Annotated in this window: 24 protein-coding genes and 1 pseudogene; 13 read left to right on the top strand and 12 right to left on the bottom strand. The window is 73.2% G+C overall.

The window, feature by feature from the left end; genetic code table 11:
* Positions 1 to 231: 231 nt before the first annotated feature.
* Positions 232 to 1,338, top strand: coding sequence for a sugar ABC transporter substrate-binding protein (locus ACTVZO_RS02820; RefSeq protein WP_443296798.1), 1,107 nt, complete (start codon positions 232 to 234; stop codon positions 1,336 to 1,338).
* Positions 1,339 to 1,367: 29 nt separating this feature from the next.
* On the opposite strand, the gene ACTVZO_RS02815 is transcribed toward ACTVZO_RS02820, so the two are convergent.
* Positions 1,368 to 1,874: a DinB family protein gene (locus ACTVZO_RS02815; protein WP_443296797.1), complete on the bottom strand. Its 507-nt coding sequence runs from the start codon at positions 1,872 to 1,874 to the stop codon at positions 1,368 to 1,370.
* A 42-nt stretch (positions 1,875 to 1,916) separates the two neighbouring features.
* A complete protein-coding gene (locus ACTVZO_RS02810) occupies positions 1,917 to 2,531 on the bottom strand; it encodes a TetR/AcrR family transcriptional regulator (RefSeq protein WP_443296796.1) in 615 nt (204 codons plus the stop codon).
* A 167-nt stretch (positions 2,532 to 2,698) separates the two neighbouring features.
* Here ACTVZO_RS02810 and ACTVZO_RS02805 point away from each other — a divergent pair.
* A pseudogene (locus ACTVZO_RS02805) lies at positions 2,699 to 4,157 on the top strand (amidase).
* A gap of 249 nt (positions 4,158 to 4,406) precedes the next feature.
* On the opposite strand, the gene ACTVZO_RS02800 reads toward ACTVZO_RS02805, so the two are convergent.
* Entirely contained in the window at positions 4,407 to 4,904 is a 498-nt protein-coding gene (locus ACTVZO_RS02800) for a DUF5990 family protein (protein WP_443296795.1), read from the bottom strand.
* A 196-nt stretch (positions 4,905 to 5,100) separates the two neighbouring features.
* Here ACTVZO_RS02800 and cseB point away from each other — a divergent pair, with 196 nt between their 5' ends.
* The 6 genes from cseB (at position 5,101) to ACTVZO_RS02770 (ending at position 12,639) form a co-directional block, all read left to right on the top strand.
* Complete coding sequence (gene cseB / locus ACTVZO_RS02795) at positions 5,101 to 5,856, top strand: two-component system response regulator CseB (RefSeq protein ID WP_443296794.1); 756 nt, start codon at positions 5,101 to 5,103, stop codon at positions 5,854 to 5,856.
* Positions 5,853 to 7,187, top strand: coding sequence for a sensor histidine kinase (locus ACTVZO_RS02790; protein ID WP_443296793.1), 1,335 nt, complete (start codon positions 5,853 to 5,855; stop codon positions 7,185 to 7,187). The genes cseB and ACTVZO_RS02790 overlap by 4 nt, the downstream gene beginning before the upstream one ends.
* Positions 7,188 to 7,353: 166 nt before the next feature.
* Positions 7,354 to 8,136, top strand: a complete 783-nt coding sequence (locus tag ACTVZO_RS02785) for an ABC transporter ATP-binding protein (protein ID WP_443303029.1) — start codon at positions 7,354 to 7,356, stop codon at positions 8,134 to 8,136.
* A 126-nt stretch (positions 8,137 to 8,262) separates the two neighbouring features.
* Positions 8,263 to 10,809, top strand: coding sequence for an ABC transporter permease (locus tag ACTVZO_RS02780; RefSeq protein WP_443296792.1), 2,547 nt, complete (start codon positions 8,263 to 8,265; stop codon positions 10,807 to 10,809).
* 69 nt (positions 10,810 to 10,878) lie between these two features.
* A complete protein-coding gene (locus tag ACTVZO_RS02775; protein WP_443296791.1) occupies positions 10,879 to 11,391 on the top strand; it encodes a hypothetical protein in 513 nt (170 codons plus the stop codon).
* A gap of 165 nt (positions 11,392 to 11,556) precedes the next feature.
* Entirely contained in the window at positions 11,557 to 12,639 is a 1,083-nt protein-coding gene (locus ACTVZO_RS02770) for a DUF5954 family protein (RefSeq protein ID WP_443296790.1), read from the top strand.
* On the opposite strand, the gene ACTVZO_RS02765 is transcribed toward ACTVZO_RS02770, so the two are convergent.
* On the bottom strand, positions 12,623 to 13,447 hold the full coding sequence (locus ACTVZO_RS02765; RefSeq protein ID WP_443296789.1) for a DUF817 domain-containing protein: 825 nt from the start codon (positions 13,445 to 13,447) through the stop codon (positions 12,623 to 12,625). The genes ACTVZO_RS02770 and ACTVZO_RS02765 overlap by 17 nt on opposite strands.
* Before the next feature lie 150 nt (positions 13,448 to 13,597).
* Here ACTVZO_RS02765 and ACTVZO_RS02760 point away from each other — a divergent pair, with 150 nt between their 5' ends.
* Positions 13,598 to 13,783 (top strand): hypothetical protein, encoded by a 186-nt coding sequence (locus tag ACTVZO_RS02760; RefSeq protein ID WP_443296788.1) that lies wholly within the window; start codon positions 13,598 to 13,600, stop codon positions 13,781 to 13,783.
* A 154-nt stretch (positions 13,784 to 13,937) separates the two neighbouring features.
* Entirely contained in the window at positions 13,938 to 14,585 is a 648-nt protein-coding gene (locus ACTVZO_RS02755) for a DUF4232 domain-containing protein (protein ID WP_443296787.1), read from the top strand.
* Positions 14,586 to 14,614: 29 nt separating this feature from the next.
* On the opposite strand, the gene ACTVZO_RS02750 is transcribed toward ACTVZO_RS02755, so the two are convergent.
* Both ACTVZO_RS02750 and ACTVZO_RS02745 read right to left on the bottom strand, forming a co-directional pair.
* The gene (locus tag ACTVZO_RS02750; RefSeq protein WP_443296786.1) at positions 14,615 to 15,346 is read right to left on the bottom strand and encodes a dioxygenase family protein; all 732 of its coding nucleotides are present in this window, start codon (positions 15,344 to 15,346) and stop codon (positions 14,615 to 14,617) included.
* Between the two features lie 197 nt (positions 15,347 to 15,543).
* On the bottom strand, positions 15,544 to 15,729 hold the full coding sequence (locus ACTVZO_RS02745; protein ID WP_443296785.1) for a CsbD family protein: 186 nt from the start codon (positions 15,727 to 15,729) through the stop codon (positions 15,544 to 15,546).
* A 171-nt stretch (positions 15,730 to 15,900) separates the two neighbouring features.
* On the opposite strand from ACTVZO_RS02745, the gene ACTVZO_RS02740 reads away from it, so the two are divergent.
* Genes ACTVZO_RS02740 through ACTVZO_RS02730 form a run of 3 tightly spaced genes read left to right on the top strand, consistent with a single transcriptional unit; the run spans position 15,901 to position 17,831 of the window.
* Complete coding sequence (locus ACTVZO_RS02740; RefSeq protein WP_443296784.1) at positions 15,901 to 16,056, top strand: DUF6131 family protein; 156 nt, start codon at positions 15,901 to 15,903, stop codon at positions 16,054 to 16,056.
* A 22-nt stretch (positions 16,057 to 16,078) separates the two neighbouring features.
* On the top strand, positions 16,079 to 17,365 hold the full coding sequence (locus ACTVZO_RS02735; protein ID WP_443296783.1) for a PP2C family protein-serine/threonine phosphatase: 1,287 nt from the start codon (positions 16,079 to 16,081) through the stop codon (positions 17,363 to 17,365).
* A 43-nt stretch (positions 17,366 to 17,408) separates the two neighbouring features.
* A complete protein-coding gene (locus ACTVZO_RS02730; RefSeq protein WP_443296782.1) occupies positions 17,409 to 17,831 on the top strand; it encodes a CBS domain-containing protein in 423 nt (140 codons plus the stop codon).
* Positions 17,832 to 17,873: 42 nt separating this feature from the next.
* Here ACTVZO_RS02730 and ACTVZO_RS02725 read toward each other — a convergent pair whose 3' ends face one another.
* The 6 genes from ACTVZO_RS02725 to ACTVZO_RS02700 all read right to left on the bottom strand — a co-directional run bounded on the left by ACTVZO_RS02725 (position 17,874) and on the right by ACTVZO_RS02700 (position 21,076).
* The gene (locus tag ACTVZO_RS02725; protein ID WP_443296781.1) at positions 17,874 to 18,245 is read right to left on the bottom strand and encodes a low affinity iron permease family protein; all 372 of its coding nucleotides are present in this window, start codon (positions 18,243 to 18,245) and stop codon (positions 17,874 to 17,876) included.
* Positions 18,246 to 18,284: 39 nt separating this feature from the next.
* The gene (locus ACTVZO_RS02720; RefSeq protein WP_443296780.1) at positions 18,285 to 18,824 is read right to left on the bottom strand and encodes a hypothetical protein; all 540 of its coding nucleotides are present in this window, start codon (positions 18,822 to 18,824) and stop codon (positions 18,285 to 18,287) included.
* A gap of 6 nt (positions 18,825 to 18,830) precedes the next feature.
* The gene (locus tag ACTVZO_RS02715) at positions 18,831 to 19,367 is read right to left on the bottom strand and encodes a hypothetical protein (protein ID WP_443296779.1); all 537 of its coding nucleotides are present in this window, start codon (positions 19,365 to 19,367) and stop codon (positions 18,831 to 18,833) included.
* A gap of 70 nt (positions 19,368 to 19,437) precedes the next feature.
* Positions 19,438 to 20,169 carry a metallophosphoesterase family protein gene (locus ACTVZO_RS02710; RefSeq protein ID WP_443296778.1) on the bottom strand — a complete coding sequence of 244 codons (732 nt, stop codon included), beginning with the start codon at positions 20,167 to 20,169 and terminating at the stop codon, positions 19,438 to 19,440.
* Positions 20,166 to 20,429 (bottom strand): hypothetical protein, encoded by a 264-nt coding sequence (locus tag ACTVZO_RS02705; RefSeq protein WP_443296777.1) that lies wholly within the window; start codon positions 20,427 to 20,429, stop codon positions 20,166 to 20,168. Before ACTVZO_RS02705 ends, ACTVZO_RS02710 begins: the two co-directional genes overlap by 4 nt.
* The gene (locus ACTVZO_RS02700) at positions 20,426 to 21,076 is read right to left on the bottom strand and encodes a nucleotidyltransferase family protein (protein WP_443296776.1); all 651 of its coding nucleotides are present in this window, start codon (positions 21,074 to 21,076) and stop codon (positions 20,426 to 20,428) included. The genes ACTVZO_RS02705 and ACTVZO_RS02700 overlap by 4 nt, the downstream gene beginning before the upstream one ends.
* Positions 21,077 to 21,117: the final 41 nt, after the last annotated feature.

The raw sequence follows: 21,117 nt of genomic DNA, 5'->3' as shown, positions 1-21,117 counted from the left end.
GCCGCGCCGAAACCTTCCCCGACTGGGCCAACGGCGAGGTTCTCCGCGGGCCCGCCGCCCGGGATCTGCTCACTTCACAAGTCGAACGGAGTGGCGAGATGCTGCGCGGCAGAGAGCGATGGCAACGTTGCCATCTCGTTAATACTTCACTTCTTGACGAGGGTGGTGCTGCCCAGTTGACTGCGTCTACTTCGGCCGCACGGGTACGGCCTCGTCAGGGAGGTTCATCTCGTGAACGCATATCTGGGTCGTGCCGTGGCTGCGGTCGCCGTTTCGGCGGTCACCCTCTCGCTCGCCGCCTGCGGCGGCACGGAGGACGCCGACGCCGACTCCGGGGGCGCTGCCAGAGGTGACGCGATCAAGGTCGGCCTGCTGCTCCCGGAGAACCAGACCGCGCGCTACGAGAAGTTCGACAAGCCGCTCATCGAGAAGGAGGTCGCCCGGCTCACGCGCGGCAAGGGCCAGGTCGTCTACGCGAACGCCAAGCAGGACGCGGCCACCCAGAGCTCCCAGGTCGACGCGATGATCGCCGAGAACGTGGACGTCCTCGTCATCGACGCGGTGGACTCCAAGGCGATAGCCGGCGCGGTCACGAAGGCCAAGGGGGCTGGCATCCCGGTCGTGGCCTACGACCGCCTCGCCGAGGGCCCGATCGACGCCTACACCTCCTTCGACAACGAGGACGTCGGCAAGGTCCAGGGCCAGGCGCTGCTGGCGGCGCTGGGCGACAAGGCCAAGGACGGCCAGATCGTCGTGATGAACGGCTCGGTCACCGACCCGAACGCCAAGCTCTTCAAGTCCGGCGCGCACTCCGTCCTCGACGGCAAGGTGAACATCGGCAAGGAGTACGACACGGTCGACTGGAAGCCGGAGAACGCCAACGCCAACATGGCGGCCGCCCTCTCGGCGCTCGGCAAGGGCAAGATCGCCGGCGTGTACTCGGCCAACGACGGCATGGCGGGCGGCATCATCACCGCCCTCAAGGCGGCCGGCGTGTCCACCCTGCCCCCGGTCACCGGCCAGGACGCCGAACTCGCCGGAGTCCAGCGCATCGTCGCGGGCGAGCAGCACATGACGGTCTACAAGCGGTACGCCCCCGAGGCCGCGGCCGCCGCGGAGATGGCCGTCGCCCTCGCCAAGGGCGAGAGGATCGACGGGATCATCAACCAGCTCGTCGACAGCCCGACCACCAAGCGCGTGCCCTCGGTCCTCGTCCCGGGCATCGCCCTGACCAAGGCCAACGTCAAGGCCACCGTGGTCGACGACGGCGTCTACACGATCGCCGAGATCTGCACGGACAAGCTCAGGCCCGCCTGCGACGAACTCGGCCTGAAGTAGCCGGGCCGCGGCCTGGCCGGGGCCAGGCCCTAGTCGCCGGTCGTGCCGTCGAGCATCTCGCGCAGTATGTCCAGGTGGCCGTTGTGGCGGGCCGTTTCCTCGGTGAGGTGGAGGAGGATCCAGCGCAGGTCGACGTGGAGGCCGTTGCGGACGGCTCGCTTGGCCTGGACCTCCAGGCCGTTCCCGGCGGCGAGTTCGCGGTAGCGGGCGCTCTGTTCGGCGTATTCGTCGAGCAGCCGCGGGAGCGGGAAGTCGACGGCGATCCGCATTTCGCGGTCGGGGTCCTCCTCGGTCCAGGGGCCCCGGTCCTCCTCGCCGAGGAAGACCACCTGGAACCAGTAGTACTCGACCCAGCGGAGGTGGTTGATCAATCCGCTCATGGTCATCAGCGGCGAGCCCGGCAGGAGGGCCTTGTTGGCGTTCTCCGCGGAGACGCCGTCGCACTTGGCGCGGGCGGTGTCCCGCGCGTAGTCGAGGAAGGTGGTGAGCTGGGTGCGCTCGTCCCACGCGGGCGGTGTGTCGTCGGTTCTGGTCATCGCGCGAAGCGTCGCCGATCACCGCGACCGGTGTCGAGGCATTTATCGGCGCCGCCCAGCCGTCCGCTCCCACAGGTGGGCCAGGTGGGCGTGGAGCACCTCCCCGGCCGCCTGCGGGGTGAGGTGGCCGACCAGGACGTGGGCCGTGAGCCCGTCCGCGAGGGCCAGTAGCGTACGGGCCTCCAGGCGCGGGTCGAGGGGTACGTCCCCCTCGGCGTCCGCACCGGCCTCGGCCACGAGACCGGTGAACGCGTCCTCCAGGGCCGCGTAGTTCTCCTTCAGCGTCTTGGCGAGAACCTCGCTGACCGCGGCCTGCGCGACGAACGCGAGCCAGACCCGGGCCTCGGCCCGGTGTTCGTCGCGCAGCAGCGAGATCTCGGTGGCCGCGTGGCCCAGCGCCGTGGCGGCCGACTGCGCCGGGCTCCCGACGAGCCGCGCCCGCACGCGCTCGCCGATGCGCTCGCCGATGTGTCCCAGGGCGAACACGAGCATCTCTTCCTTGGTGCGGAAGCACCGCTGCACGGCGCCCATGGACACGTCCGCCCGCGCCGCGACGTCACGGAGGGTCACGCCCTCCAGCCCCCGTTCGTCCGCGAGCCGGCAGACCGCCTCCGCGACGAGGCGGCGCCGGCCCTCGTGATCCACCTGCCTGGGCATACCCGGTGCCTCCCTGTGCGCACGCTCCCGCCGACGCGCCACGCCTTAATGCGATGCGCTCGTATCGATTCCCAGGTTACAGTTCCGATGCAAGTGCATCGGAACGACGTGGGGGCCCGCAGATGGAGCAGACGGAGCACACGGACCGGATGGACCAGCCGGAGCGCATGGCGCAGACCGGGCAGGGGGCGGAGCCGGCAGGCGGCACCGGTGACCGGCACGCCCTCTGGCGCCTGTCGGCCGTCGCCCAGGCCGAGGCGGTGCGCCGCGCGGAGATCTCGGCCGTCGAACTGGTCGACAGCCACCTGGACCGCATCGCCGAGGTCAACCCCCGGGTGAACGCGGTCACGCAGCTCATGGCGGAGCGCGCGCGAGGCCGCCGTACGCACCGACCGGCGGGGGGCGGCCGGCGAGAGGCTCGGGCCGCTGGCGGGCGTGCCGTTCACGGTGAAGGAGACCACCCCGGTCGAGGGCGTGCCGACCACGTTCGGCGTCGAACGCTTCCGCTCACTGGTGGCATCCGCCGACGCGCCGCCGGTGTCCCGCCTGCGCGCGGCCGGAGCCATCCCCATCGGCCACGCCAACATCCCCACGCTCGTACTGGCGGGCATGCACACGCGCAGCGAACTGTTCGGCGACACCGTCAACCCCTGGGACGGCACCCGCACTCCGGGCGGCAGCAGCGGCGGCGACGCGGTGGCCGTCGCCACCGGCATGGCCGCGCTCGGGCTCGGCAACGACTCCGGCGGATCGATCCGCGTCCCGGCCCAGTTCAACGGTGTGGCGGGACTGAAACCGACGACCGGGCGCTTCCCGGCCGACCACCGCGTCCTCGGCCCGGAGGACCCCGGCCCCGCGTCCCAGATGCTGGTGACCGACGGCCCGCTGGCCCGGACCGTCGGCGACCTGAGGCTGGCGTACGAGGTACTGGCCGGCGCCGACCCCCGCGACCCCAGGGCCGTGCCGGTACCCGCGTACACCGAGCCGCTCCCCGGGCCCGTGAAGGTCGCGGTGGTGACGGACCCCGGCGGGCACGGCGTCCACCCCACCGTCCGGCGCGCCGTCGAGGACGCGGCCGCCGCCCTGCGCGACGCCGGCTACGAGGTGTGCGAGGTGCAGGACGTACCGAGGCTGGACGAAGCCCTGGAGGCGTACGGCCGGATCACCGTCACCGAGTTCGCCCCCACCTGGCCAGCGGTGCGCACCCTGCTCGGCCAGGGCGGCGACCGCTACATCGCCATGGCCATGGAGCGGACCCCGCCGGCCGACGCGGCCGGCCTCGTGAAGCTGATGGGCACCTGGATGAACATCCGCCGCTCGTGGGCCGGATTCCTCGACGAGTACCCGCTGCTGCTCGGCCCGTCGTTCACCGAGCCGCCGGTGGAGCCGGGACTGGAGTCGCGCGACCGGGCGGGCCGCGACCGGGTGGCCTCGGGCATGCGGCTGTGCACGGTGACCAGCTTCGTGGGCGTCCCGGCGGTGGCCGTACCGACCGGACTGGCCGACGGCCTTCCCTGCGGAGTGCAGATCGTCGGCCGCGCCTTCCGCGAGGACCTGTGCCTGGACGCGGCCCAGGCGGTCGAAGACCGCCTCGGAGTCCTGACCCCGGTCACCCCCCGCGGATGACCCCGGCGCGGCCCACACCGCACCACGGTTGAGGGGCGTCGGAGCGCCTGAGCGGTGGTTCGGTCCCGTTGCGGAAAGCTGCCGTGAGGGGGCCGCTCCGCTCGACACCCGGAGGGCGGCCGCCGGAAGCTGGCCGAGGCGGTGGCCGTGCACACCGAGGTCTCCTTCGTCCCGCTGTACGAGGACCAGCCGGTCTTCGGCGATGCCGCCCCGGAGCGGTTCCTCGCCCTGCTGGCCGGATCCGGGTGATCAGCCGGCGGATTCCGCGGTCCAGACGATCCGGGGCGGCACGACCCGGCCGCACAGCGGCTTGCCGCACGCGTCCGTCAGCCCCAGACGCCCGACCAGCAGCCCCCTGCCCACGGCCGCCCCGAGCACCTGGTCCGGAACGGCGTCGAGCATCAGCTTGGCCCGCCGGAACATGGTGAAGGCGCCCGAGCCGTCGACCGCTCCCCACGACAGGTAGACGAACCTGCCGCCGGGCCGTCCCTGTACGTAGGGCCCCTTCACGTCGGTCCCTGTCCCGGTCGCTGCCCCGGTCGGGGCGGCAGCCGTGCACTCCAGGGTCCAGGTGGCGCGCGCCGCGTCACCGGGCTGCGGGTCGAGGAGCTCGGCCGGGCGGTCGCGCCGCTGGACGGCGACGTGGACGTTGCGGTGGTCCGGCTCCCCGCCGTCGGCGGGACCCCCTGGAGGGCAGGTGAGGCCGGGCAGTTCGACGGCGTCGATGCGGATCTGCACGGGGGGCATCCTCCCCTCGCTCCGCGGGTTTGTATCGGGCGGGTATCGGCGAGCGCTGGGTTGTCCATCGGATCCGTGCGACGGGCGCGAGGCGGTCGCCGCGCCCGCTGTCTGGCATATCGTTCATTTCAGGTGGCCGCCGCACCGGGAGAACGCGCGCAACCGCCCACGTCGCACGACCGCACCGAACAGGAGTCATCCGCCCGTGTCCCCGTCCGCCCCGCCTCCGGCCCCTCCGGGACCCGTCCGCGTCCTGCTGGTCGAGGACGACGACCTCATGCGCCGGTCCTTCACCGTCGCCCTGGAGCGCTACGGCTACCGGATGAAGAGCGCGGCCGACGGACTGGAGGGCCTCGAGCTCTTCCGCGAAGAGGACTTCGACCTGCTGGTCCTGGACGTGATGCTGCCCGGCCTCGACGGGATCGGCCTGTGCCGCAGAATCCGGGAGACCAGCCTGGTGCCCGTCCTGATGATGTCGGCCCGCGGGGACGGCCTCGACGTCGTCGCCGGTCTGGAGGCCGGGGCCGACGACTACGTGGTCAAGCCCGTGGACACCTACGTACTCGTGGCCCGCATCCGCTCGCTGCTGCGCCGGGCCACCTACGCGCCGGCGCCGGCGCAGGCTCCGACGCCCGCGCCCGCCCCCGGGCACGAGCAGCCGGCAGGCTCGGAGGCCGAGGTGCTGGTCTTCGGGGACCTGACCATCGACACCGGAGGCCTGGAGGTCTTCGTCTCCGGAAGCCCGGTGGCGCTGACCCCGACCGAACTGAAGCTCCTGCTGCAGTTCGCCGCCCGCCCCGGCATCGTGCTGGAACGGCACACCCTCCTGCGCGACGTGTGGGACTACGGCTGGGACGGCGACAGCAGGGTCGTGGACCTGTGCGTGCAGCGGCTGCGCGGCAAACTCGGCCGGGACCGGATCGAGACGGTCCGCGGCTTCGGCTACAAGCTCAGGCGTTGAGACCGGTGCGCTCCCCGCTCCGGCCGCGGCGGGCCCGCGTGCCCCTGCGCTGGAAGATCGCCACCCTGGCCGCGGCCACGGCCTGCCTGGTCGCGGTGGTGGTGGGCCTGCTGGTGCACGTGTGGACCGCGCACGAGATCCGCTACCGGGCCGAACGGCAGGCCTTCGACGGCGTGACCTCGGCCATGGACGTCTACCGGCGCACCGGGACCCTCCCGAGCGACGCCCGGCTCGATCCGGCCGAGCTCCCCTTCGCCCTGCGCAACCCGACCGACGGCGAGCGGCACGTCTCCTACGGCGGAAGCCTCCCCGGGAGCATGGACCCGACCGTCTGGGGCGCCCAGCGGGTCGGCGGCCCGGGCAGCCCCGTACTGGCCGTCCGGGTCACCATCCACGCGGACTTCCGCGACCTGTACCGGCTCGACAAGACCATGGCGGTGGCCTCGCTCATCGCCCTGGCGACGATCACGCCCCTGGCGTTCTACGGAGCCGGGCTGCTCGGGCGTCGCCTGCGGCGGGTGTCCGAGACCGCGACCCGGATCTCCGCCGGGGACCTGGACGCCCGTACCGGGCCCACCAGGGGGCGCGACGAGGTCGCGGACATCGCCGCCACCGTGGACCTCATGGCCGACAGCCTCAGCCGTCGGCTGCGCACCGAACGCCGGTTCACCGCGGACGTGGCCCACGAGCTGCGCACCCCCGTCGGCGGCCTGCTGGCCGCCGTGGACCTGCTGCCGTCCGGTGAGACGGAGGACCTGCTGCGGGCCCGGGTGCGCGACCTGCGCGGCCTGGTCGAGGACCTGCTGGAGATCTCCCGGCTCGACGCCGGGGCCGAAGAGCCGGTCCGCACCCATGTCCCGCTCGCCGCGGTCGTCGCCGAGGCGGTGGCGCGCACCGGCCTCGACACCGAGGTCATCGTCGCCGGCCCACGGGGCACGGACCCGCCCGGCATCGCAGAGAGCGCCGAGCACGCCGGTTGCACAGACAACGCGGACGCCGCGGAGCCCGCGGTGACCGTGGAGACCGATCCGCGCCGCCTCGAACGGATCGTCGGCAACCTCGTCGTCAACGCCCACCGCCACGGCGCCTCCCCGGTGCGGGTCACCGTCGAGGGCCGTACGGTCGTCGTCCGCGACCACGGCCCCGGATTCCCCGCGGACCTGCTGATCGACGGCCCCCGCCGCTTCCACACGGGCGCGAAGGAGCGCGGCTCGGGCCACGGCCTCGGCCTGACCATCGCCCAGGGCCAGGCCCGGGTCCTCGGCGCCGAACTGCGCCTGGACAACGCACCGGACGGCGGCGCCGTCGCCACCCTGCGCCTGCCGGGCTGACCAAGCCGCCCGGCAGCCCCCGTACGTACGCCCCCTACGCAACTGCTGCGAACCGGCGCGGATACCGATACACCGTGGCCCAGGGCCCCGATACGTTCCCCGGACACCCTTCGGAGTGCACCCACTGGCACCCGAAGAGGAGTCCCCCGTGTCCGTCGACCCCCTTGTGACCGCCGACCCGCTCGGCCCGCACGCTCGGCACGCGTCGTCCGGGATCGCGGCCGCCGCCGTCGGCCTGTCGAAGGCCTACGGCAGCGGCGACACCCGCGTCGTCGCCCTGGACCGTGTCAGCATCGACTTCCGGGAAGGCGAGTTCACCGCGATCATGGGTCCCTCGGGCTGCGGCAAGTCCACCCTCATGCACTGCGCCGCCGGGCTCGACTCGGCCGACTCCGGATCCGTACGCATCGGCACCACCGAACTGAGCGGGCTGGACGACCGGCAGCTGACCCAGCTGCGCCGGGACCGGATCGGCTTCGTCTTCCAGGCGTTCAACCTGCTGCCGACGCTGACCGCGCTGGAGAACATCACCCTCCCGCTCACCATCGCCGGACGCCGGCCCGACCGGCAGTGGCTGGACCACGTGGTCTCCATGGTCGGCCTCTCCCAGCGCCTCGGCCACCGGCCCGGACAGCTGTCCGGCGGACAGCAGCAGCGCGTCGCGGTGGCCCGCGCCCTGGTCTCCCGCCCCGCGATCGTCTTCGGCGACGAGCCCACCGGCAACCTCGACTCCCGCGCCGGAGCGGAGATCCTCGGCTTCCTGCGCGACTCCGTACGGGAGCTGGGCCAGACCGTGGTCATGGTCACCCACGACCCCGTCGCCGCCGGGTACGCCGACCGCGTGGTCTTCCTCTCCGACGGCCGCCTGGTCGACGAGATGACGCAGCCCGCCGCGGACCGGGTGCTGGACCGGATGAAGGCCTTCGACACCCGGGCCCGCACCAGCTGACCCGCCCGCCCAGCTGACCGCCGGCACCCCCGGCACCCCCGGCACCCCGGCCCCGACCGGCCCCATCAGCCCCCAGCCACCGGCTCGCTCCAGCCGAGCCCGCCTCCTCCGAGGAACCGCACACCCATGTTCCGTACCGCCCTGCGCAACGTGCTCGCGCACAAGGCCCGCCTGCTCATGACCGCGTTCGCGGTCATGCTCGGCGTCACGTTCATCTCCGGCAGCCTCGTCTACGGCGACAGCCTCAGCCGCGCCGCAACGGCCCGGGTGACCGAAGGCTATGAACGCATCGCCGTCAGCGTCTCCCCAGAGAACTCCCGCGCCGCCGGTGCCGGCGCCGGGCCCGCCGGCATCGACGCCGGCACGGTGGGCGTCCTCGCCAAGGTCTCCGGAGTCGCCGCCGCCACGGGCCGCGTCGACGGGTTCGCCGCCGTCGCCGACCGCGAGGGCCGGCTGCTCGGCCACGGCACGTCCCACCGGGGCGGGAACTTCGCCCCCGGAGCGGACGGCAAGGACCCCGCCTACCGTTTCACCCAGGGCTCGGGACCGACCGCCGACGACGCGGTCGCCCTCGACGAGACCACCGCCGCGAAGGGCGGCTACCGCATCGGTGACACCGTGCGCGTCGGCACGAACCAGGGCGCCTCCTCGTACACCCTCAGCGGAATCTTCCGTACCGTCGGGACCACGCGCACCTCCGAGGGCAGCCTGACCCTGTACGCCGACGCCACCGCCCAGCGGCTCTTCCTCCAGCCCGGCCACTACGCGAACGTCGAGCTCACGGCCGCTCCCGGCACCGGCGCGCAGCAGCTCCTCAGCCGTGTCGAAGAGGTGCTGCCCCAGGGCACCAGTGCGGCCACCGGAGCCCAGCTCGCCCGGATCCAGGTCAACCTCGCCACCAGCGACAGCGACACGATGAGCCAGATCCTGCTGGGCTTCGCCGCGGTCGCGCTGTTCGTCGCCACCTTCCTCATCTCCAACACCTTCACCATGCTCGTCGCCCGGCGCACCAGGGAACTGGCCCTGATGCGCGCCGTGGGCGCCACGCGCAAGCAGGTGCGGCGCATCCTGCTGACGGAGACCCTGCTGGTCGGCGCGACCGCCTCCGCGGCCGGCCTCGTCCTCGGCACCGGGGTCGCGGCCCTGCTCCAGACGCTCTTCGGCGCCGCCGACACCCCGGCCGCCCCGCTCGTCCTCGCCCCGGGCACCGTGATCACGTCCCTGCTGGTCGGCACGGCCCTGCCCATGATCGCCGGCTGGCTTCCGATCCGCCGGGCCATGTCCATCCCGCCCGTCGCCGCGCTCAGCGCCGCCGAACTCACCCCTCCCGCGCGCGCCGGCTCCCTGCGGACCGGCCTCGGCGCGGCGCTCGTCCTCACCGGCACGGCCGCCACGGTGTACGGGGCCCTGACCGCGGGACGGGACGCCCGGATGGTCATCGGCCTCGGCGCGGTCCTCGCCCTCGCCGGGGTGATCGGTCTGATCCCGCTGCTGTCCCGGCCGTTCGTGGCACTGCTCCGGCCGCTGCTGACCCGCATCAGCCCGGTGTACGGGAACCTCGCCGCCCGCAACACCGTGCGCGACCCGCGCCGCACCGGCGCCACCGCCGCCGCGCTCGCCATCGCCCTCGCCCTCGCCTCGGGGCTGTCCATCCTCGGCGCCTCCGCCACCCAGTACCTCGACCGCGCCACCACCCACGACTTCACCGCCGACTACCTGGTGAAGCCCGCTGAGAACGCCGTACGGATGACCCCCGCCACCGCCGCGGCCCTGGAGAAGCTGCCCGGCGCGGCCGTCAGCCCGCTCAACCAGTCCACCGAATACCGCCTGGCCGGCACCTCCTCCGTACTCACCGGCGTCAACCCCGCCACCATCGGACGGCTGCTGCGCTACGACGTGATCGAGGGTTCCCTCGACAGCCTCGCCGACGGCCGGATCGCCGTGGCCGAATTCAAGGCCGAGGCGGCAGGCTGGCACGTCGGCCAGACCCTCCCGCTCCAGCGCCGGGACGGGCAGCACGGCAGCGTCACCATCGGCGCCGTCTACCGGGCGGACGAGCAGAGCAACCTGCTGCCGAGCATCACCGCCCCCGACTCCCTCGTCGCCCGATACGACACCGCCCCGCACACCGACGGGATCCTCGTCGCCACGGACGGCGGACCGGGCCCGGCCGCCCGCGGCAGCATCATCCGGGCCCTCGGCGACAACCCCGTCCTGGCCGTCCGCGACGAGGCGGAGATCCGGGCCGGGGACAGCGGCCCCATCGGCGACCAGCTCAACGTGTTCTACGCCCTGCTCAGCATGGCCTTGGCGATCGCCGCGCTGGGCATCGCCAACACCCTCGCGATGTCCGTCCTGGAACGCCGCAAGGAGATCGGCACCCTGCGCGCCCTCGGTGTGGACCGCACGGCCGTGACCCGGATGATCCACCTGGAGGCCCTGATCCTCGGCGGGCTCGGCGCGGCCTTGGGCACGGCCCTGGGCGTGTTCCTGGGCTGGGCGCTCAGCCGCACCCTCCAGGAGAACGTCGTCGGCTACACGCTCGTCCTGCCCTGGGGCCGTCTCGCCCTGGGCGTGCTCATCGCCCTGGCGGGCGCGCTGCTCGCCTCACTGTGGCCGGCCCGCAGGGCCGCCCGCGTCGACATCCCCGCCGCGACGGCGGCGCAGACCTGACCCGGCCGCGCCCCGCCAGGCGCCCGGCCGGACGGGTGTGGCTCAATGGTCCCCGAGGGAAGGGGCCGTGTGAACGAGGCAGACCGAGCACCCATCGAGGACACGCGCTTCGGCGGGATCACCGTCCGGCAGGACGGCCAGAACCGGATCGAGGTGGCGGGGGAGGGGATCCCGCACGTCGTCCTGGAGCGTGACCCGGAGGCGGAGGCGGACCCGCACATCGCCATCGGCACGCGCGACCCGGCCCGGCTCCGCATGCTGGTCGACGGCCGGGAAGCCGGGTTGCACCCGGGCAAGGGCCGGCTGAGCAGGCGCTCGTACCGGGTGGACGTCCGCCACGACGGGGCGGACTACCGGCTGGTCCCGGACTCGGTCCCCGGCAGCCGGCTCACCCGGGACGGCGTGCACCTGGGTGACTTCTCCTCCGACGGGGGCGAGACGGTCATCGCCGAATGGAAGGACGGGGCCGATACCCGGCCGGCGGACGCCGCCATCGGCTACGCCCTCGCCTCGGCCTTCGGTACGGGCGGCCAGCCCATGTGGATGATGGTCGTCGACGCAGTGACCGACGCGCTTCCGTAGAGGGGGCTCCCGCAGGCGGGAGCCCCCTCCCGGACCGTATCCCCGCGGACGCCGCCCGGCGGGCGAATCGGCGAATCCGGGACGGCTTCGCACCGCGGTCGCCAAGATGAGGGCATGGACCGTGGGGTAGTGGGGCCGGGCGGATCGCGGCCGATGGTGGTAAGGGTGCCGGTCGAGCCGGTGGAAGCCGCGATGGAGGCCGATGCGGTCGACGCCGTGCGCCGGGCGGGCGATGTGGTCGTGCGCGGCCCGCTGTTCGGGGTGGCCGAGCAGGGGCCCGCGGACGGGCCGCGGTGGCGGATGGTGATCGCGGTGACGGCCGGCTGCCCGCAACAGGCACGGGACTCGCTGAACTCGTGCCTCTGGTTCCGCGCGAAGGACGAGGCGCAGGACCGGGCGGAGCGGCGTGCGCTGCTGGCGGCGGTGGCCCGGCTGGAGACCGAGCGGGTCGACGACCTCGAAGCGGCCGGGACCCGGTACCGGGTCGTGCGCGCCGAGGAGTACGCCGCCTCCGGCCCCGGCGGCATCGAACAGCCGCGCCCGACCGATCCGGAGCCGCCCGTACCCGACTGGGACCGGGCCACCAAGGGCCCGGAGATCGACGACGGCCTGGTCCTCGACCCGGACGCGCCGGTCACCCCCACCCAGGCCGCCGAACAGCTGGCGCTGCGCGAACTGTGCTACTCGGGCGAACGCTTCCCCGAAGACGTGCGCGAGGACTCGAGGCGGGCGTTGGACACGCACCCGGACGTGCTGGTGCTTCCCGCGACGTTCACGGTGGCGGAGCAGACCGACGGTGGCTGGAGGCCGGTCAGCGGCCCGCACGAGTCGCCGCACGCCGCCCGCAGGTCGCTGGACTTCGCGCTGACCTGGATGTGGCCGCGGATGCGCGGACTGATCCCCGAAGACGCCGCCCCGCAGACCGACGCCCGCACCCGTGCCCGCGCCGCGGACGGCCCGGCCGCACCCGGCGCCGACACGGCACCCGGCGCCGAGACCGCGGCCGCGGCCGACCGAGCTGCCGCGCGGCTGGCCGCGTACGCCGAGGCCGCCGACACGCTCCGGGCCGGACGCGTCAACCGGCTGGAGTTCCAGGGCAGCGTGTACCAGATCGTCCGCACCCGTCGGCTGCTGCGCTGGGGCCCCGACGGGCCCGAGGGGCCGCGGCCTTCCGACGTCAACAGCCAGGACCCCGCCCGCATCCACCTCACGCTCGACGAGGACGGCAACGTCATCCCCGAAGACTGACGCGGAGCCCGGCGCGGCGCGACCGGGTCCGGTGGTGGACGGCGGCCCCGAGCACGCACAGCACGCTGACCAGCAGCGCCCATGCGCCGAACTTCTGCAGCGACACCGGCTCCCAGCCGTCCAGTTGGTACGGATACCGCCAGGCGCCGGCGTAGGTGGCGATGTTCTCCGCCAGCCAGAGGAAGAAGCCGATCAGGACGAAGCTCAGCGGCATCGGCATCCAGTAGGAGTGCTTGCCCACCGTGTAGTGCACCCGGGCGGGGGCGGTCACCGCGACGAGCAGGGCGGCCAGCGGCCAGCGCAGGTCCGGCAGCCAGTGGTGGCTGATGAAGTTCACGTACAGCGCGCCGGCCGCCACCGCGGTCGCGGCCGGGCGGTAGCCCGTCAGCTCCAGCCTGAGCAGCCGCCACACGGCGCAGATGTAGCTGCCGACCGCCGCGTACAGGAAGCCCCCGTACAGGGGGACACCCCCGAACTTCAGCACCGCGTCCTCCGGATACGACCAGGAGCCGAGGGCCACCTTCACGTACTCGAAGACCAGGCCCAGCAGGTGGCAGCCGGCGATCACCACGAGGTCCCGGCCGCGCTCCCAGCCGGTCAGGCGGAAGACCACGCTCAGCAGCACCCCGTAGCCGAACAGCAGGTCGTAGCGGGCCACGGGCAGTTCGGGGAGCAGTCCGGACACGCCCACCCCGGCGAGCAGGGTCACGGCGAACGCGCAGGCCGCGGCCTGGAGCAGGCCGAAACGGACCAGCTGGCGCAGGGCGTGGGCCGCGCGGTGTACGGGGGCGGATCTCGGGACGGGCATGTCCTTCAGGATGCCCGCGGGGGTGCGGGTGGTTCTGCCCGGGGCCGAAGCTCTGGAGTTGCTCAAAGCCGGATTGGCGCGCGGGCCGGGGCGGGCATCTCCCTCACACGGCAGGACGGAACACAAGGAACGGAACGGGGGGCTGGACACATGGAGTACCTGGTGATCGCGGGGATCGTCTTCTTCGTGCTGCTCATCGCCGCGGTGCGCGGGGCGGGACAGCAGTCGCGGAGGGGGCGCCGGCGCGGATCGTCGTCGAGCGGTGACGGCGGCGGTGGCGGCTGCGGGTCGTCGTGCGGCGGCTCGTCGTGCGGGGGTGGCGGCGGAGGCGACTGACACCGAGGCCCCATCCGGCGTACGCGCGGGCGCACGTCATGGTGGCGTCACGGAACCGCCACAGCGTGGCGCTCCCGGGAACCCGGGCGGGGCACGACGCTGTGTCCCGCAGCGAGTGCCGGTGCGGGACCGGTCGTGAACCTCGGGAGCGCCCATGCAGTACACGACAGCCGTCGGCCGGTCCGCGGCGGCGCTGGTGGCGATGGTGGCGGTCTCCGCCCTGATGGCGGGCTGCACACCGGCCGGCGCCGACGGCGCGATCGCCGAGCCGTCGGCTCCGCCGGTGGCCTCGCTGCCGACGGGGCCGCCGCCGGCCGCCACGCCCACGGCGACCGGAGGCGGTACGGGTGGTGGGCCGAAGGCCTGCACGATCGACCAGATCGAGGTCTCCGAAGCCCACCAGGCCGAGGTCCGGCCGCCCGGCACGGGGACGGGGGCCGCCATCGTCCCGGTCACCAACACCTCGACGCAGCCGTGCACGCTCCGCGGATTCCCGACGGTCGCCGGTGCCGGCCAGGGCTCGCCCGACAAGAACCACCCGCTCACCGTCACCCACAGCGGCCCGGCCGCCACCGTGTCCCTGGCCCCGGGCGGCCGCGCCTGGACCAAGCTCACCTTCGTCAACGTCCAGGGCGAGGCCGACGGCTACTGCGCATCCGGCGCCACGCCCGCCGCCTTCCCCACGCTCGTCCTCGGGGTGCCCGGCGCGGGCTCGCACCAGATCGCCATGGACGACGGCGTGTTCGCCGCGTGCGACGACAAGGCGGCCGTCACGGCCTTCTCGCCGACCAAGCCCTCCTGACGACGGCACGGTCCACAAGTACCCTGCCGTCAGGCGATTCCCACGGTGTACGCGGCGCGGTAGCCGTTGCCGTCGGGCGTGGGGGCCAGGGTCATGGTGGCCCCGGTGGAGTTGTAGCGGCTGTCCCGGCCGTTGGGGTGCTCGGGCGCCGAGCGGCGGGCGTAGGGCTGGCCCGCGTACACCTTCAGCAGGAGGTCTTCGGGGAAGAAGAACTGAGAGGTCGTCTCGGTACGGGTGTCCGGGCGCACCTTGAAGTGGATGTGCGGGGCCAGCCCCGCGTACCAGCCGGGCACGATCGTCCGGAACACGCACCGGCCGGCGGCGTCGGTGACCTGCGTGCCGCGCAGGAAGGTGGCCCCGCCGGTGGAGTAGGTGCCCGAGGCGTCGGCCTGCCACACGTCGACGGCGGCGGCCTCGACCGGTCGGCAGCCCTCCGAGACCCGCACCACCGTCAGGTCCAGCCGGAACGGCAGCCCGCCCCGGCCCTCGGTGATGTCCGACCGCACCCGGTCCAGGTCCAGGTAGTAGGGGCCCGCCCCCGCTTCGGTGGTGAGGACACAGGATGGGCTGCTGTTGTTGCTGCTGCTGCTGCTGCTGCTGCCCGCCGGCCGGGGCGGGGAGGCCGGGGCCGACGGCTGCCCGGCCGCTCCCCGGGTGCCGGCCGGGCCGGCGCAGGCCGAGGTCAGCAGGGCGGCCCCGGCCGATCCGGCGGCCAGCAGGACGGCACGGCGGCTGGTGCGGGAGGCGTCGTTCTCGGCCATGCGAACCCCTCACAGGTGGCCCTGGGCGCCGTCGCGCGCGGACGGCCGGACTGGGCCCCACCGTGCCGGACGGCGCGGTTCCGGGCCGGCACCGACACTCCGCGTTCCCCCGGTCGGGCAAGCGCACGACCTGTCCGAACGGCGCGCCGCACGAAGGCCGTCTCCGGACACCTGTCCGGAGACGGCCTTCGCCCGCGCTACTTGTCCATGGTGTCCTTGATCGTGTCCTTGATCTTCTCCTTGGCCCCGCGGGCGTCGCCCTTGGCCTGCTCGGCGCGTCCCTTGGCGGTGAGGCGTTCATTGCCGACGGCACGGCCCACGGCTTCCTTGGCCTTGCCCGTCGCCTGTTCCTTCTTGGCCCGCATCTTCTCTTCGCCCGACACGATGTCACTCCCATCGGCTTGGAATCGGTCCTTCGCAGCGTCTAACCGGTTCCGGGCGTCCCAAACTTTCCGGACTTCCGCCGATAACGGCCGCGCAGGCGGGTAGACGCCGTCTGCGGCCCTGCTGCGGGGCAAATCGTTCCGCAGCCTTCCGCGGGATTGAGGGACATCATGCTCGTCCTTGGAATCATCTTGCTGCTCGTCGGTTGGCTGACCGGCATCGGCATCCTGTGGACCATCGGCATCGTCCTGGTCGTCGTGGGCGCCGTCCTGTGGATCCTGGGTTCGGTCGGGCACGCGGTCGGCGGCCGACGCCACTACTGGTGACGGCCCCGACGGGTGACCCGTCGTGGAGGGTGTGGAAGCCGCGAACCCGCTGGGTCCGCTCCTGGAGGTGTCCCAGCGAGCCGCCCCCGGTGAGCTGCCCGAGGTGGTGCAGGACGCCGTCCGGGAGCTGGGGCTGCTCGACGCGGTGATCTTCCTCGCGGACCTCCAGCAGGGAACGCTCACCCCCCTCGCCGAAGGGCGGGCAGAAGCACGGGCGCAAGGGCACGCCGCAGGCCGGCCGGCGGCCCCCGGCGCGCGCGGGCCGGCCGCCCGTGCCGGAGGGGAGTGCCTCCCGGTGGACGGCACCCTCGCCGGCTGGGCGTACCGGACCGGAGCCACACAACTGACGTCCGGGCCCGAGCTGGTGATGTGGATCCCGCTCGTGGACGGCGTGGAGCGGATCGGCGTACTGCGGCTGACCGCCCCGTCGCTGGACGCCGCCAGACTCGACCAGTGCCGGGCGCTCGCGGCGCTGGTCGCGAAGATCGTCATGTCGAAGGCCGGGTTCGGCGACACCATCCTGCACACCGTCCGCACGCAACCCATGAGCCTCCAGGCCGAGATGGCCTGGGCCTTCATGCCGCCGCGGACCATCGGCACGCACGACGTCACCTCCAGCGCGGTACTGGAGCCCGCGTACGAGATCGGCGGCGACGCCTTCGACCACGGCCTCACCGCCGACACCCTGCACATGACGGTCCTCGACGCCATGGGGCACGATCTGGCCTCGGGGCTGTGCGCGGCGGTGGCGCTGGCGGGCTGCCGGTCCGCCCGGCGCGCCGGGGGCGACCTCACCGACATCACCGCGACGGTGGACGACGCCCTGCGCCAGTGGCTGCCCGACCGGCTGCTCACCGGAGTCTTCGCCGACCTCGACACGCAGACGGGCGGCCTCGCCTGGGTCAACTGCGGCCACCCCGTACCGCTCCTCATCCGCGGCCACCACGTCGTGGCCGACGCGCTCCACCGCGAGGTGCAGCTCCCGCTCGGCATCAGCCCCCGCCACGCCCCGCGCGTACGGAGCACCGTCCACCACGCCCAGCTGGAGCCCGGCGACCGGATCCTGATCCACACCGACGGCGTCACCGAAGCCCGCTCGGAGACCGGCGAGCAGTTCGGCGAAGAACGCCTGATCGACACGGTCGTACGGGCCACCGCCGCCGGAGAGGCCGCCCCCGAAGCCCTGCGCCGCCTGGTGCGGGCCATCCTCGACCACCACCACGGCCACCTCAAGGACGACGCGACGATCCTCCTCGCGGAATGGCACCCCCCTTCCGAGCAGGCGCTTACCGAGCGGCGGGGCGGGTAGGCGCCCGGCAGGAACCGCTTCGCTTCCAGCAGCGGGAGGAGCCATGACCCGACGCGTCCACGAGGTGATGACCGAGAATCCGGTGACCGTCGAAAGACTGACGTCGCTGGCAGAAGCCGCACGGGTGATGCGGGACGCCTCCATCGGGGACGTCCTCATCGTCGACGAGGGCCGGCTGCGCGGCATCGTGACCGACCGGGACCTGGTCATTCGCGGCATGGCCGAGAACCGGGACCCCGCCGACACGACCGTGTACGCGATCTGCAGCACGGGACCGGTCACCGTCAGGCCCGACGACGGCGTCGACCAGGCCATGGACCTCATGCGCCGGCACGCACTGCGACGGCTCCCCGTCCAGACGGCGGACGGGGAGCTCGTCGGCGTCGTCACCCTGGGCGATCTCACGGTGGAACGGGACCCGGGGTCGGCCCTCGCGGCCATCGCGGCCGCCGAACCCGACAGCTGAACCGTTCCCGGCCATTCCCGCCCCTCGCCTCTTCCTCCTCGCCTACTCCTGCTCCTCGATCCCGATGGCCTTCTCCAGGTCCCGCTGCGCCTTGCCCCGGCCGCCCTCCTGCTGTTCCAGGAGGGCGGCGGCGATGGCGTCCAGCTTGCGCTGGATCGCGTGCTCGGCCCGGCGCTCCGAGTTCTTCAGCAGGGCGAGCAGCAGCAGGGACACCGCTGCCATGGCGTCCCCGGCCAGGAGCTGCCAGGTCGTCGGCAGGTGGAGCAGGTGCACGGTGAGGAATCCCGCCACCAACAGGAGACACAGGAAGGAGAAGAGCGCGGAGCTCGTGAAGTTGGAGGCGAGCTCGGCCAGCTTCTCGAAGCGGCCGAGTCGCCCTGGTCCGCCCTTCTTCGCCGGATGCTCGAACGTCATGCCCGGCGCCTGCCCCGTGGCGGCCCGCCGAACCTCATGTCAGGTCCGCAGCAGCCGGCCGAAGAAGGACCGGTAGCGTTGCAGGGCCAGCCGCAGGTCCTCGGTGGCCACCTGTTCGCCCTGCTGCCACTGGCTCTCCAGGTCCCTCTTGTGGTCGGAGAAGGTCGCGGCGAGGGTCTGCATGACCTCGGCGACCAGGCCGTCGGCGTCGCGCACCGCACCCTGCGGGTCGTCCACGAACCGGGCCTGGATCTCGCCCCAGGTCTTCTGGTACCCCTCGGCCTCCTGCGCCGGGAGCAGCGATTCGTCCGCCGCCGTCTCCGCAGGGACTGACGCGGACCGCTCCCCGGCCGTGCCCTCCCCGTACGCGGTCTCCCCGTACGCGGTCTCCCCGTACGCGGTCTCCTCCGCGTCGGTGACGTCCGCCTCTCGCCGCATCTCGTCGCGGTCCTCCTCCCGCACGTCGCCGGCGGTCGCCTCACCCGGGTACAGCGGCGGTTGCCCGCCGCCCCCGGGGTGGGCCAGCTGTTCCGTGGTCAAGCGCTGCTCGTCGCTCCGCTGTTCGTCGTCCCTCTGCATTTCGGGTCACCTCGTCGTCCCGACCAGTTCGTCGAAGAGCGCGCGGTAGTGCACCATGGCACCGCGCAACTCCTCCGTGGTTGCCTGCCCGCTGCTGCTGCGGATGTTGACCTCGTGCGCTGCGCGGTAGTGCTCCAGGGTCCGCCCGTGTTCGACGGACAGTTCGCGCACCTGCTGCTCGTATCCCTCGGTGGGGTAGCCGCGGTCCCGCATCAGGCGGGTGACCAGCTCGTCCGCCTGCGCGACCGCGCCTTCCGGCCGGTCGACGAAGCGCTGCTGGACGCTGGTCCACGCGTCGGCGTAGCGGTGCCGCTCCGCCGCGGGGAGTTCCCTGATGTCGAGGTTGTCGTGCCGGGCCTCGCGGTCCCGCAGCTCGGCGTCGGCAGCGTGCTTGCTGCCGGTGTGTTCCACGGTCCGCTCGTATTCCGGACCGAACCGCTCCTGCAGCCGGCGCCGCCGCTGGTACATCCACGCGGCGATGCCGGCGAGGACCAGTACGACGACGACCGGGATCAGGACGGCGAGAAGTGTGCTGGTGGACATGGAATCCTCCGCAGGCCGTCTCCGTTGTTCCGGTGTTCGACGCCTCCGCGCCTGCCCTCATCCGGCCCGCTCAAACCGGCGGCACCGTCAGGTGGTAGAGGGCGAAGGCGCGGTCGATCACGGGCATGGCGACGTTGCGGACCCGCACCCCGCCCGCCGTCATGCCGTGTTCCGTGCCGAGGTGGGCGTGCCCGTGGACGGCGAGGTCGGCGCCCGCCTCGTCCACGGCCTCGGCCAGGAGGTAGCTCCCGAGGAACGGATAGATCTCCAGCGGCTCGCCCGCGAGCGTGTCCGGCACCGGCGAGAAGTGCGTCAGCGCGATCCGCAGCACACTGCCGTCGGCGCTCAGCTCCCGCAATGCCCGGCCGAGCCCCTCCGCGCAGGTCCGGGTGTAGCGGACGAAGGCCTTCATCTCCGGTTCGCCGAACTCGCTCGCGCTGCGCCCCGCGAAGCCTCCGCAGAACCCCTTGGTCCCCGCGACACCGACCCTCGTACCGCCGATGTCGAGGACCACGCCCTCGCCCTCCAGGACGTGGACGCCCTCCGCGGCCAGCTCCCGGACGACGAGGTCCTGTTGATCGCTCTGGTAGTCGTGGTTGCCGAGGACGGCGACCACGGGCAGCGGCAGCCCGGACACCTCGCGGGCCACCACCCGCCCCTCCTCCGGCGTGCCGTGCCGGGTCAGGTCCCCGGCCAGCAGCAGCAGGTCCGCGCAGTCGCCGAGCGTGTCGAAGGCCGGGCGCAGCATGCCCGCGCTGCCGGGACCGAGGTGGATGTCGCCCACGGCCGCGACGCGGATCACGACAGCTCCTCGGCATGGTCGGGAGGCCCCGCACGGTTCACGGTGAGATCCTCCTGCCAGTCCACGCCCGCCAGTTCCTGCGCCGCGATGCGCAGGACGGCCGCCCGGGTGTCCGCCCCCGAGACGTGCCCCCTGACCAACGCCCCGGCCCCGCGCACTTCTACGCGTACGCCGAGCTCGGAGACGTCCTCCCGCGCCAGGCGGCCGCGAAGGCGCTCCACGCGGTACTCGATGTACTCGACGCTGTCGGGCGAGGTCATGGCGCCGCCTCCCGGGAGTCGATGACGCGCAGCCGTTCCAGGAGGTACAGGAAGGCGTCGGGCAGGGGGTCGGCCCGGTGGGTCCGGTCGAGCCGGTCCCAGTCGATCTGCTCCCTCAGCATCCGGGCCATGGGCAGCAGGTCGCCGAAGTCGCAGTAGTGCTCGCACAGCGCGGCCAGGCGGCTGTCCATGAGGTCGGTCGGGGAGAGCACCGGCATCCACACGGAGTCCACCGACTTCACGGCCGCCCGGTCGAGGAGCTCGGTGCTGACCGGCTTCCGGGCGAGCTCGAAGATCAGATCGATGTCCTCCCCGCCCGAGCTGCCCTTGACCAGCCAGTCCTCCGGCGCCCTGCGCAGGGATATCCCGCCGGCCTCCAGCGCCTGGATCACCGCGTCGGCGTCCTCGTGCCGCACGCAGAAGTCGGTGTCGTGCTGGAAGCGGGCCGGCACCCCGTGCGCGTACGCGGCCACGCTGCCGGCCAGGGCGAAGGGCTGCCCGGACTGCTTGAGCAGCGCCGCCACGTGCTTGGTGACCTCCAGGATCGCCTGCGTGTGGTCCTTCGGCAGCCGGCCGCCGGACAGGGCCGGCGGGCTGAGGCTCTCCGGGGGAGGCAGACCCCCCGGGGCGGGAGGATGACTGGTCATCGGGGCCTCGCTCACTCACGGCGGGCACGCCGTGCGCGCCC

Source organism: Streptomyces sp. IBSNAI002 (assembly GCF_052244475.1).
In the GTDB taxonomy this organism is placed as follows: domain Bacteria; phylum Actinomycetota; class Actinomycetes; order Streptomycetales; family Streptomycetaceae; genus Streptomyces.
The sequence above is the reverse complement of the archived record's forward strand: the minus strand, read 5'-3'. Positions and strand labels throughout refer to the sequence as shown.

What these genes read in the sequence shown, in the direction of transcription:
- ACTVZO_RS02815 (WP_443296797.1), bottom strand. Translation starts at nt 1,874, where the DNA reads ATGACCAGAACCGACGACACACCGCCCGCGTGGGACGAGCGCACCCAG.
- ACTVZO_RS02810 (WP_443296796.1), bottom strand. Translation starts at nt 2,531, where the DNA reads ATGCCCAGGCAGGTGGATCACGAGGGCCGGCGCCGCCTCGTCGCGGAG.
- ACTVZO_RS02800 (WP_443296795.1), bottom strand. Translation starts at nt 4,904, where the DNA reads ATGCCCCCCGTGCAGATCCGCATCGACGCCGTCGAACTGCCCGGCCTC.
- ACTVZO_RS02780 (WP_443296792.1), top strand. Translation starts at nt 8,263, where the DNA reads ATGTTCCGTACCGCCCTGCGCAACGTGCTCGCGCACAAGGCCCGCCTG.
- ACTVZO_RS02765 (WP_443296789.1), bottom strand. Translation starts at nt 13,447, where the DNA reads ATGCCCGTCCCGAGATCCGCCCCCGTACACCGCGCGGCCCACGCCCTG.
- ACTVZO_RS02760 (WP_443296788.1), top strand. Translation starts at nt 13,598, where the DNA reads ATGGAGTACCTGGTGATCGCGGGGATCGTCTTCTTCGTGCTGCTCATC.
- ACTVZO_RS02755 (WP_443296787.1), top strand. Translation starts at nt 13,938, where the DNA reads ATGCAGTACACGACAGCCGTCGGCCGGTCCGCGGCGGCGCTGGTGGCG.
- ACTVZO_RS02750 (WP_443296786.1), bottom strand. Translation starts at nt 15,346, where the DNA reads ATGGCCGAGAACGACGCCTCCCGCACCAGCCGCCGTGCCGTCCTGCTG.
- ACTVZO_RS02740 (WP_443296784.1), top strand. Translation starts at nt 15,901, where the DNA reads ATGCTCGTCCTTGGAATCATCTTGCTGCTCGTCGGTTGGCTGACCGGC.
- ACTVZO_RS02730 (WP_443296782.1), top strand. Translation starts at nt 17,409, where the DNA reads ATGACCCGACGCGTCCACGAGGTGATGACCGAGAATCCGGTGACCGTC.
- ACTVZO_RS02725 (WP_443296781.1), bottom strand. Translation starts at nt 18,245, where the DNA reads ATGACGTTCGAGCATCCGGCGAAGAAGGGCGGACCAGGGCGACTCGGC.
- ACTVZO_RS02720 (WP_443296780.1), bottom strand. Translation starts at nt 18,824, where the DNA reads ATGCAGAGGGACGACGAACAGCGGAGCGACGAGCAGCGCTTGACCACG.
- ACTVZO_RS02715 (WP_443296779.1), bottom strand. Translation starts at nt 19,367, where the DNA reads ATGTCCACCAGCACACTTCTCGCCGTCCTGATCCCGGTCGTCGTCGTA.
- ACTVZO_RS02705 (WP_443296777.1), bottom strand. Translation starts at nt 20,429, where the DNA reads ATGACCTCGCCCGACAGCGTCGAGTACATCGAGTACCGCGTGGAGCGC.
- ACTVZO_RS02700 (WP_443296776.1), bottom strand. Translation starts at nt 21,076, where the DNA reads ATGACCAGTCATCCTCCCGCCCCGGGGGGTCTGCCTCCCCCGGAGAGC.